The organism is Brachyspira pulli (genome assembly GCF_036997785.1).
Classification (GTDB): domain Bacteria; phylum Spirochaetota; class Brachyspiria; order Brachyspirales; family Brachyspiraceae; genus Brachyspira; species Brachyspira pulli.
In genome coordinates this window covers 22,803-32,304 of the sequence record NZ_JAWLQI010000037.1, presented here as the reverse complement: position 1 = coordinate 32,304, position 9,502 = coordinate 22,803, and the positions used below count along the sequence as shown (strand labels likewise).

Here is a 9,502-nt window from a genome sequence, read left to right as displayed (position 1 = left end):
ATACAAAAATTAATATATTTGATAAGTATGATTTTTATAATAATATAATTTATATAAATTTAGGAGTTTGTAAATGAGAATAATTGAAATTGTTGATTATGATCCTAATTGGAAGAATTTATATATAGATGAAGAAGCAAAAATAAAAAATATTCTTAATGATATACTTATAAGCATTCATCATATAGGAAGCACATCAATAGAAAATTTAAAAGCAAAACCTATTATAGATATACTAGCTGTAGTTGATGATATAAATAAAGTTGATAGTTATAATGATGATTTTGCTGATATTGGTTATAAAGCTATGGGTGAAAATGGAATAGCAAAGAGAAGATTTTTTATGAAAGATTATATCGATGATAATGGTACCCAAAAAAGATTTTCCCATATACATATATTTGATATTAATAATAAATTCGATATTGAAAGACATTTAGCTTTCAGAGATTTTTTAAGAGCAAATAAAAATATTGCTGAAGAATATGTTAAAATAAAATTGGAAGCTTTAAAAAATTGTAATAATGATATTGAATTATATTGCAATTATAAAGATAAATTTATAAAGGACACTGAACAAACAGCATTAGAATTTTATAGAAAGAATTGATAAATATTATGAGATATTGTTTTATTAAATTTTTTATTAATGACAGAGAATCTTTTTTAAGAATGAAAGATTTATTTTTATATATTAAATCTCTTAAAGATGAAGAACTGCAAATACCAGACCTTTATAATGATAAAAATATTTTGAATTTTTATACTGATAAAGAGTTGGATATTTTTTCATCTGGTGATAGATGGGATTATGAAGATATATTTGATTGTATAGGCAACGGTGAATATTATTTTGAAGAAATTAAAGAAATAGAAAATAATACAGCATTCTTATATTTTAATCCCATTAGTTATCCTTATGGCGGAGTTGAGCCTATAATAGAGTTTGTATTGTCTTTTTCAATGAAAATTATATCTGTTGATAATGGATATATGCCTGAATATGATTATTAATGATTTTTTTATATGAAAATTAATTAATTATATAAGAATTACAGTATTATTGTGGTAATTTTATTGTTTGAGTTTATGTGATAAAATGTTAACATAAACGTAAACATATAATATACATAAATCTTATAAAATTAATAATTTTTTAATAGGGCATAATTTTAATTAATCATGCCCTATCATTATATTAATTATTATTTTTTATCCTCTTTTTCCGCCCATATCCATATATTGACTGTACATAGGTGAAGGAAGTCCGAAACCTCCTGCTACAGGCATAGTTTCTCCGGTTATAAATGATGAATTATCGCTTGCAAAGAATAACACAGCATTTGCTATGTCTTCAGGAGTTGCCGGTCTGTTTAATGGTACATTTTTCAAAAACATTTTTAGAAAATCTTCTGACATATTCTCCATTGCTGCATCAGTTGCTACAAATCCGGGAAGTACAGCATTACATCTTATATTGTTTCTTGCATACTGCACTGCTATGTTTTTAGTAAGGAAGTTTATTGCAGATTTTGATATGCCGTAAGCTAGTCTTGACATATCAGGGAATATTCCGCCTACAGAAGATATATTAATAATGCTTCCGCCTCCTGTTTTTAGCATTTGTGCAACAGCAGCTTTTGAAGGTAAATAAACACTTTTCAAATTTTCATTAACTATTTTGAAGAATGCTTCAGTGTCGCCATTAACTAAATCAAAATCTTTATTAGTGTCAGTAGTACCGAAGTTGTTTACAAGTATATCGATTCTATTTTCTTTTTTTACAACATCTTCAATCATAGAAGTAAAAGTTTCTTCTTTTGTAGCATCAAAATATACAACGTCAGCATCGCCTCCGTTTTTTATGATTTTTTCTGCTACTTCTTTTCCTGCTTCAAGTCTTCTTACAGCCAAATAAACTTTAGCTCCATTTTCAGCAAGTTTTTCTGAACAAGCTAAACCTATACCTCTTGTAGATGAAGTTACTAATGCTATTTTTTTATCTAAAAGTTTCATTACTGTATCCTCCTTATATTATAGTATATTAAATAAAATTAATATTGCTATAATTAATCAAAATTATTTTGAATATATAGTTCTATATTTTATAAAAAACACTATAACAATAATAAATGTTAAAACTTCTGTAATAGGCATAACATACCATATAGTTTCTTTTATAAACAATAAAGGAAGTACAAATATTAATATCCCGCTTATGATTAATCCTCTTGATATAGCAACTATAAAAGAACATGCAGGCTTCATTATGGACTGGAAATAATATGTTGAATACACATTAAAAGGCAAAATTAAAAACGATATAAAATAAGCTCTCATAATATTTTTTGATATAGACATTGCTTCTTCGGAAGGTTTCATAAATGCTTTCATTAGGAAGTCAGTATTAAAGTATGTAAATAAAGTAGATACTATACTTAATATTAAAGCTGTTATTATACTGCATTTTAATGCTGATTTTATTCTATCCATTTTGTCAGCCCCTAAATTTATTGATATTATAGGCTGAGATGCTTGTCCTATTGCATAAGCTGATGACTGAACTAATATATTAATATTTATTATAACAGAATAAACAGCCAAAGCAGGAGCACCAAAATATTTCATTATTTGATTATTAAACATTAAAGATAATATTCCCATTGCTATATCTATAAAGAATGTAGAAAATCCAATTGATACTATATTGTTTGATAATGATAAAAAATTATTTATTTTGGTAAATTGTAAAGTATTTTTCTTTGTAAATAAATGTGATATTAAAATAGAAGCAGTGATTATTTGTCATATGGCAGTAGCAAGACCAGCACCAAATATACCCATATCGCATACAAATACAAAGAAGTAATCGCCAAATACATTAAATATTCCTCCAGCTATAACAGCTACAGTGGCTTTTATAGGTGCATTATCATTTCTTAAATATGAAGCAAAAAACTGACTGAAAGCAAATGATGGAAGAATAATTTTTATTGGAAGGAAATATTTTTTAGCTAAATTTAATAATACATCATCAGCACCAAGAAAATAAAGTATATTATCTTCAAATAACAATGTAAATATCCAAACAATAGTAATTATAATAGATAAACCTATAAAAGATACTGTGAAAAATACATTTGATTTTTGATATTCTCCAGATCCTCTCGCTTTACTGAAAAGTACAGAACCTCCTATACCAAATAATAGGCCTATACTATAAATTACATTCCATATAGGTGCAAATACAGCTAATGCAGCAGCTCCATTATCTCCTTCATATTGACCAACCATAGCAACATCAACTATAGAGTAAATGGCAACAATTAAAGCACTTCCAAAACTTGCAGATAAATATTTCAAAAATATTTTTTTTACATCTGTTTTTAACATATCCATAAATAATACTCCTAAAAACTTTAAAAACAAAAAAGGTTGGATAAGAAATCTAATAATTAGACATCTTATCCAACCTTTGGTATTTTTATTTCCAATAAGTCCTCCGATGAACTTGCGAAATATTATAGTATAAATGGCGTAAAAGTCAAATTTTGTACTAATATTTTTGTTAAAATATCGTAAATAGTAACTTTTATTGTATAAGTAATGAAAATTGTTTATTGATATTTTTTATATAATATATTATATTAGTATAGTATAAAGTGTATTATTATAGAAATAAGAAGATAGAAAGTATGAAAAAGTTTTTATTTGTATTTATTTTAATGTTAATACTATCTGCATTAGCTTATTCTTTTCCATATAAGATGTATACAGGTATGACAGGAGCTTTACGTCTTGGCGGAACAGTTTATTTAAATAATGATAGAATAGGTACAAAGAAATATACTTTATCAAGTCCTATTATGATAAATTTTGGTATACTCAGAAATTTTGATATATTTGCAAGAGTTTTACCTCTTACATATATTCCGGAAGTAGGTGTCGGTGTTGAAGGAGAGCCTCAATTCTCTATAATGCCAAGATTCCAATTTTTCAATGGTTTTATAGGTGCTATTGAAGTATTATTTCCCGGATCATCTAAACAGAAATTCGGACTTAATCCTCAAATTCACTATTTAATAGGTTTGGGCGACTTCCTTACTATGTATGCCAATTTTGAACTTCCTATGTATTTTAATGATCCTAGAGGAGTAGTTGAATCTATTAGGCTTAAAACTGCTTTGGGAGTATATCCGGGTTCATTATTTGGTTTCTCACTTGCCGGTATATATTTAGAATATCATATAGCTTATGATTTTTATAATAGCGCGTTTTTATATCTTAATCATTTAGGATTGGGTATTTATTTAGTATTGAATAGTGATGCCAGTCTTTCATTGAACTTTACTCCATATTTGGAACAGCTAGCAAGCGGATTCTACTTTGGTATAGGAGCTTCTTTATCATATACCTTTGACTTTAATAGATTCATAAGATAATTAGTATTGACTTTTTTTAAGTTTTTATATAATCTACATTGATGATTAAATATTATATATTTTTATTTTTAATGATTACAAGTATGCTATATCCTATTGTTATAGTAGAAGAAAAAGTAAACAAGAAAAGTTTATATATGTGGCAGAATTTAGAATATTCTTTGTATTATACCGGAGATGCAGGAAAGTTTAAAGCTTCTGGTATAAATGAGAATGCTATAAGTGATTTTGAAGTTATTAATAAAAGAATAGAAACAGAAACTATACATAAAGATAGTGAAATTGCTACAATGAATTATAAAATTACATATACTTTAAAGCCTCTTAGAAAAGGAAAATTAAAAATACCGGAATTAGAAGCTACATACTATAATATAGAAAGAGGAAATAGTTTAGTACCTGAAGAACAATTAATTAAAGAATATAATATAAGAGTTTTTAGTTCTTGGTTTATAATAGTTATGGTAGGGCAATGGGTAATAATACTTCTTATTGCATTTTTGATTTATAAGTTTATAAGAGATCAATATAAATGGAATAAAAAAGCTTTTGATAGTAAAAAAATAAATTAATAATAAATTGAGATTAAAGGAAAGTTGGTATGGTAGAAAATAATTCTTTGCAGGCTATTTCTGAAGCCTCTAAAATGGCACTTGATGTTGTTCAAGCTATAAAAAATGAAATAAAGAAAGTTATTATCGGTCAGGAAAATATGATAGATAAACTTCTTTTGGGTATAATATGTGATGGTCATGTTCTTTTAGAAGGTGTTCCAGGACTTGCTAAAACTTTAACTGTTAAATCTTTGGCAAGCACAATAGATGCAACATACAAAAGAATACAGTTTACTCCGGATTTGCTTCCTGCTGATATAGTTGGAACAGAAATCTATGATATAAAAAATTCTGTTTTTGTGCCTAAACAAGGGCCAATATTTTCTAATATAATATTAGCCGATGAGATAAACCGTTCTCCAGCTAAAGTACAATCAGCATTATTGGAGGCTATGGGAGAACATCAGGTTACTATAGGCGATACAACTTATCAGCTTCCAGATGTTTTCTTGGTTCTTGCAACTCAAAACCCTATAGAACAGGAAGGTACTTATCCTTTACCGGAAGCTCAAGTTGATAGATTTATGTTAAAGGTTATAGTAAAATATCCTACAAAAAGCGAAGAAAAAACTATTATTAAAAATATGTCATCTTCAAAACCGGAAGAATTAAAGCCTATAACTACTATAGAAACTATAGAAAAATTAAGAAAATTAGCAGTTCAAATACATATAGAAGAAAGACTTTTAGATTATATAGTAAATATTATAGATGCTACTAGAAATCCTAAAGAATATAATCTTCAATCTGAATATATAGAATACGGAGCTTCACCAAGAGCTGGTATATATTTAACTAAAGCAGCAAAAGCAAATGCTATGATGCAGGGAAGAGGTTTTGTAATGCCTGAAGATATAAGAGCTGTTGCTTATGAGATATTAAGACATAGAATAAGCGTGAGTTATGAGGCTCAGGCTGAAAATATTAACAGCGATATGATAATAGAGAATTTATTAGCTAGTATAAATGTGCCTTAAAAAATAATCAATTGTTTTTTTAATAAAAAGCCTATATATAAATTATTTTATATATAGGCTTAATTTTTTAATTTCTTTTTGATAAATGTAATTGTATATTTTATATTAAAAATATTATATTAATTATTAATATTTAATAAAATCATAATAAACATAAGCATAAACCTCCTTAATTTTTTATGTTTTGTTTATTATGTATATTGTTAGACGAATTAAACTTTAAAAAGTTCCCAAATTTAAAATAAAAAATAATATTTTTATAAATAACATTCAATATTTATTTCTTTTATAATATCATTATTTATATAATATATAATTCCAAATTTATCGCTGAAATAAGTTTTATTACTTGGTATTGTACAAATATTTTTTAATGTATTATTGTTTAGATTATATATATTGATATTATTGTTTTTTGAATCTAATGCTATTAAATTATCTCTATAATAATATAATTTTCCATGCACTTCATTATATTCATCTAAACTAAATAAATTGGCATTAATAGATTTATAGATTTCTAAATATTTATATTCATTATTGTCGCTGTTATCTATTTTTATATCATCTATATTGTAAAATCTTAATTGATTATAAATGAAATCTTCATCATCAAAATTTGTATTATCACAAGCCAAAACAAATATTTTATTATTTATAAAAGTTAAAGGTCTGTCCCAATTATAACCACTTATATATTCATTAACAATATCTACTTGGCATTTCTCATATTCTTTCAAAAACTCTTCAATATTAAAATAACTTATACAGTCAACAGGATTCCATATCCAGCCATTAGAAAGAAAATGTTTATAATCCTTAGATACTAATAAATTGCTATGAAAATAATCTATTGAAAATTTTTCCTCATCTCTATTTGTATCGGTTATCATTTTCTTTGTTTTTAAATTCATTATATCAAGAGTATTCCATTTTGTTTGTGTAATAAGATGTATTTCATTATTAATAATACAAAATTCATTTGAATAGCTTGATACATCAGAATGATAATCTTCCCTTTTTAAATTTATAGTTTCAAATGTTTCTATATTTACTACTGAAGAATTTAATCCTCTTTCTTCAGTGATGCAAATATATGGATACATTAATTTTAAAACTATCATTTCTTTTTTAGAATTTATATTTTCTAGTTTTATTAATTCATCATATTTATTTTCTTTTTTATTGTATTTTATGAGAGTAGAATCGTCTGTGAATAAAAAGTATTCATCTATGTTGTTATCGTTTAGTATTATAGTGTCTATCATAATTTTTTATCTTTATAATTTTTTAATATTATATAATATATACCAAAAATTTTTAACTTTGTCAACCGATGTACTTTATGTAAATGTTATCTACTTTTTTGCCGCACAAAAAAGTAGCAAAAAACGCAATTACTAGAACTTTATATAAAATATATACTTATTAAATATATGACATAACCTAAATTTAGACAATAAATGCAGGCTTTTTGGTTCTTTGTGCCAACAAAAGAACTGGGGGTTGGGGCAAAGCCCCAAATATAAAAAATAAAATTATATTTTATTTTTGACAAAGTATAGTTGTTTAGGTATATACTAAGAATTTTTAAGTTTGTCAATTTTTTTATTGTTCTTTTTCCCGCCGCATACGCTCTGCGGACTTCGTCAAAGAACTTTATATCCTCGATAAACTCGGATACGCTACGCGAAAGTTAATTACAAAATTAGTACTAAATCATACTAAATTATGTTTTGATATATTAACTTTTTGTAAGAGTATTTAATCTTCATGAATTATTAAACATAATAATAAAAAACTAAATTGCTTGACAAAATAATACTTTGCTTTATATTTTTTACAGTTAGGTAAATAATAAAGGATAAGGAAATAAAATGTCATACTTTGAAGAAGGTGTAAAATTATTTAGAGAAGGTCAATATAAAAATTCAATAGAATTATTGAATAAGGCTTTAGAAGAAGATTCTAATAATTCAGAAATATATAATTATTTAGGACTATCTAAACAGGCTTTAGGATTTTATGAAGAAGCTATTAAGGATTATGATAAAGCTATTGAAATAGATGAAAATTATTCAGAACTTTATTATAACAGAGCTAATTGTAAATGTAATCTAGGTTTTTATGAAGAAGCTATAAAAGATTATGACAAGACAATAGAATTAGTACCAACTCATTCAAAGGCTTATGATGACAGAGGATTTGCTAAAGGTAATTTAGGATATTATGAAGAAGCTATAAAAGATATTGATAAATCTATTATTTTAGATAGTAATAATATTGATGCATACAGCGATAGAGCATTTATAAAACTTATTTCAAAAAAATATATTGAAGCAATAGAAGATTATAAAAAAGTATTAGAATTAGATGACACAGATATATACGCTTATAATGGAATAGGCGATGCAAAAAGAAGTATGGGATTGTATGAAGAAGCTATTAATTATTATAATAAAGTTTTAGAAATCTCGCCAGCTAATAGTGCTTATGCCTATAATAATAGAGGGGCATGCAAAAATGGTTTAAAACTTTACAATGAAGCCATAATAGATTTAAACAAAGCCATAGAAATATACGATGAATATACTGATGCTTACAATAATAGAGGAATATCAAAATATAATTTAGGTTTGTATAAAGAAGCTATTGGAGATTTTGATAAAGCTATAGAACTTTCTCCTCAATATTTTTATGCCTATAATAATAGAGGCAATGCTGAAAGCAGCTTGGAATTATATGAAGAAGCTATAAAAGATTTCGATATGGCTGTAAGTATAGAACCTTCTTATGTTGAAGCATATTATAATAGAGCTGTTGCAAAAAATAATATGGAATTGCATGAAGAAGCTATAAAAGATTATGATAAGGTTATAGAATTTGACAATCATCATATAGATGCTTATTATAATAAAGCACTTTCTTATTATTATTTATCAAACTATCAGGAATCTATAAAGAATTATGATAAAGTTATAGAGCTTAGTCCAAATTCTGCTGATGCCTATAATAATAGAGGATTTGTAAAATATATTATAGGCAAATATGAAGAAGCTATAAAAGATTATGATAAGGCTATAGAAATAGATCCTAATTATATCAAAGCTCAATTAAATAAAGAAGAAGCAATAAAAAAAATTAATCATTAATAATTATGAAATTATGAGATTTTTTTATTGTAATTAAATAATGTTTATTTTGACAAAAATATTTTATAATGTATAATTTATTAGAAGAATATTTTTATTTTGTTCTCTAAAGGAAGAAACTATGAAAGAAATTTTAGCACTTTTAGAAGATGAAGATGCTGAAAAAAGATTAGAGGCTCTTGATGAGTTGGCAAAAAATGTAGATAATTCCGATAAAACAGTTGTAATTAAAGCATTGAAGCCGCATATATTAGATTGGGACGAAAATGTTAGGCTTAGAGTGGCTCAAGTATTAAAATTGTATACAGGACAATAAT

At 25.5% G+C, this 9,502-nt stretch carries 11 protein-coding genes; 7 read left to right on the top strand and 4 right to left on the bottom strand.

Translation table 11 applies throughout. From position 1 onward, the window contains the following. Window positions 1-73 precede the first annotated feature (73 nt). Together R4K56_RS09320 and R4K56_RS09315 are read left to right on the top strand one after the other, a co-directional pair. Window positions 74-610: a GrpB family protein gene (locus tag R4K56_RS09320; protein WP_335772408.1), complete on the top strand. Its 537-nt coding sequence runs from the start codon at window positions 74-76 to the stop codon at window positions 608-610. An 8-nt stretch (window positions 611-618) separates the two neighbouring features. Further along, on the top strand, window positions 619-1,014 hold the full coding sequence (locus R4K56_RS09315; protein ID WP_335772409.1) for a hypothetical protein: 396 nt from the start codon (window positions 619-621) through the stop codon (window positions 1,012-1,014). Window positions 1,015-1,212: 198 nt separating this feature from the next. Here R4K56_RS09315 and hdhA read toward each other — a convergent pair whose 3' ends face one another. The 3 genes from hdhA to R4K56_RS09300 form a co-directional block, all read right to left on the bottom strand. Further along, window positions 1,213-2,016, bottom strand: a complete 804-nt coding sequence (hdhA, locus tag R4K56_RS09310) for a 7alpha-hydroxysteroid dehydrogenase (protein WP_335757161.1) — start codon at window positions 2,014-2,016, stop codon at window positions 1,213-1,215. Window positions 2,017-2,079: 63 nt separating this feature from the next. After that, window positions 2,080-2,646, bottom strand: coding sequence for an MATE family efflux transporter (locus R4K56_RS09305; RefSeq protein WP_335772410.1), 567 nt, complete (start codon window positions 2,644-2,646; stop codon window positions 2,080-2,082). A 159-nt stretch (window positions 2,647-2,805) separates the two neighbouring features. Then, window positions 2,806-3,399: an MATE family efflux transporter gene (locus R4K56_RS09300; protein WP_335772411.1), complete on the bottom strand. Its 594-nt coding sequence runs from the start codon at window positions 3,397-3,399 to the stop codon at window positions 2,806-2,808. Between the two features lie 296 nt (window positions 3,400-3,695). Between R4K56_RS09300 and R4K56_RS09295 the strand changes: the two genes are divergently transcribed. The 3 genes from R4K56_RS09295 (at window position 3,696) to R4K56_RS09285 (ending at window position 6,033) form a co-directional block, all read left to right on the top strand. Continuing rightward, window positions 3,696-4,442, top strand: coding sequence for a hypothetical protein (locus tag R4K56_RS09295; RefSeq protein WP_335769217.1), 747 nt, complete (start codon window positions 3,696-3,698; stop codon window positions 4,440-4,442). Between the two features lie 83 nt (window positions 4,443-4,525). Further along, on the top strand, window positions 4,526-5,014 hold the full coding sequence (locus tag R4K56_RS09290; RefSeq protein WP_297297710.1) for a BatD family protein: 489 nt from the start codon (window positions 4,526-4,528) through the stop codon (window positions 5,012-5,014). A 29-nt stretch (window positions 5,015-5,043) separates the two neighbouring features. Further along, a complete protein-coding gene (locus R4K56_RS09285) occupies window positions 5,044-6,033 on the top strand; it encodes an AAA family ATPase (protein ID WP_335769215.1) in 990 nt (329 codons plus the stop codon). A gap of 257 nt (window positions 6,034-6,290) precedes the next feature. Here the strand turns inward: R4K56_RS09285 and R4K56_RS09280 are convergent, their stop codons facing one another. Further along, a complete protein-coding gene (locus R4K56_RS09280; RefSeq protein ID WP_335772412.1) occupies window positions 6,291-7,301 on the bottom strand; it encodes a hypothetical protein in 1,011 nt (336 codons plus the stop codon). 609 nt (window positions 7,302-7,910) lie between these two features. Here R4K56_RS09280 and R4K56_RS09275 point away from each other — a divergent pair. Continuing rightward, window positions 7,911-9,185 (top strand): tetratricopeptide repeat protein, encoded by a 1,275-nt coding sequence (locus tag R4K56_RS09275; RefSeq protein ID WP_335772413.1) that lies wholly within the window; start codon window positions 7,911-7,913, stop codon window positions 9,183-9,185. 121 nt (window positions 9,186-9,306) lie between these two features. Then, complete coding sequence (locus R4K56_RS09270; protein WP_297296204.1) at window positions 9,307-9,501, top strand: hypothetical protein; 195 nt, start codon at window positions 9,307-9,309, stop codon at window positions 9,499-9,501. Window position 9,502: the final 1 nt, after the last annotated feature.

Coding starts and splice junctions, on each gene's coding strand:
- R4K56_RS09320 (WP_335772408.1), top strand. CDS start 74: ATGAGAATAATTGAAATTGTTGATTATGATCCTAATTGGAAGAATTTA.
- R4K56_RS09315 (WP_335772409.1), top strand. CDS start 619: ATGAGATATTGTTTTATTAAATTTTTTATTAATGACAGAGAATCTTTT.
- hdhA (WP_335757161.1), bottom strand. CDS start 2,016: ATGAAACTTTTAGATAAAAAAATAGCATTAGTAACTTCATCTACAAGA.
- R4K56_RS09305 (WP_335772410.1), bottom strand. CDS start 2,646: ATGTTTAATAATCAAATAATGAAATATTTTGGTGCTCCTGCTTTGGCT.
- R4K56_RS09300 (WP_335772411.1), bottom strand. CDS start 3,399: ATGGATATGTTAAAAACAGATGTAAAAAAAATATTTTTGAAATATTTA.
- R4K56_RS09295 (WP_335769217.1), top strand. CDS start 3,696: ATGAAAAAGTTTTTATTTGTATTTATTTTAATGTTAATACTATCTGCA.
- R4K56_RS09290 (WP_297297710.1), top strand. CDS start 4,526: ATGCTATATCCTATTGTTATAGTAGAAGAAAAAGTAAACAAGAAAAGT.
- R4K56_RS09285 (WP_335769215.1), top strand. CDS start 5,044: ATGGTAGAAAATAATTCTTTGCAGGCTATTTCTGAAGCCTCTAAAATG.
- R4K56_RS09280 (WP_335772412.1), bottom strand. CDS start 7,301: ATGATAGACACTATAATACTAAACGATAACAACATAGATGAATACTTT.
- R4K56_RS09275 (WP_335772413.1), top strand. CDS start 7,911: ATGTCATACTTTGAAGAAGGTGTAAAATTATTTAGAGAAGGTCAATAT.
- R4K56_RS09270 (WP_297296204.1), top strand. CDS start 9,307: ATGAAAGAAATTTTAGCACTTTTAGAAGATGAAGATGCTGAAAAAAGA.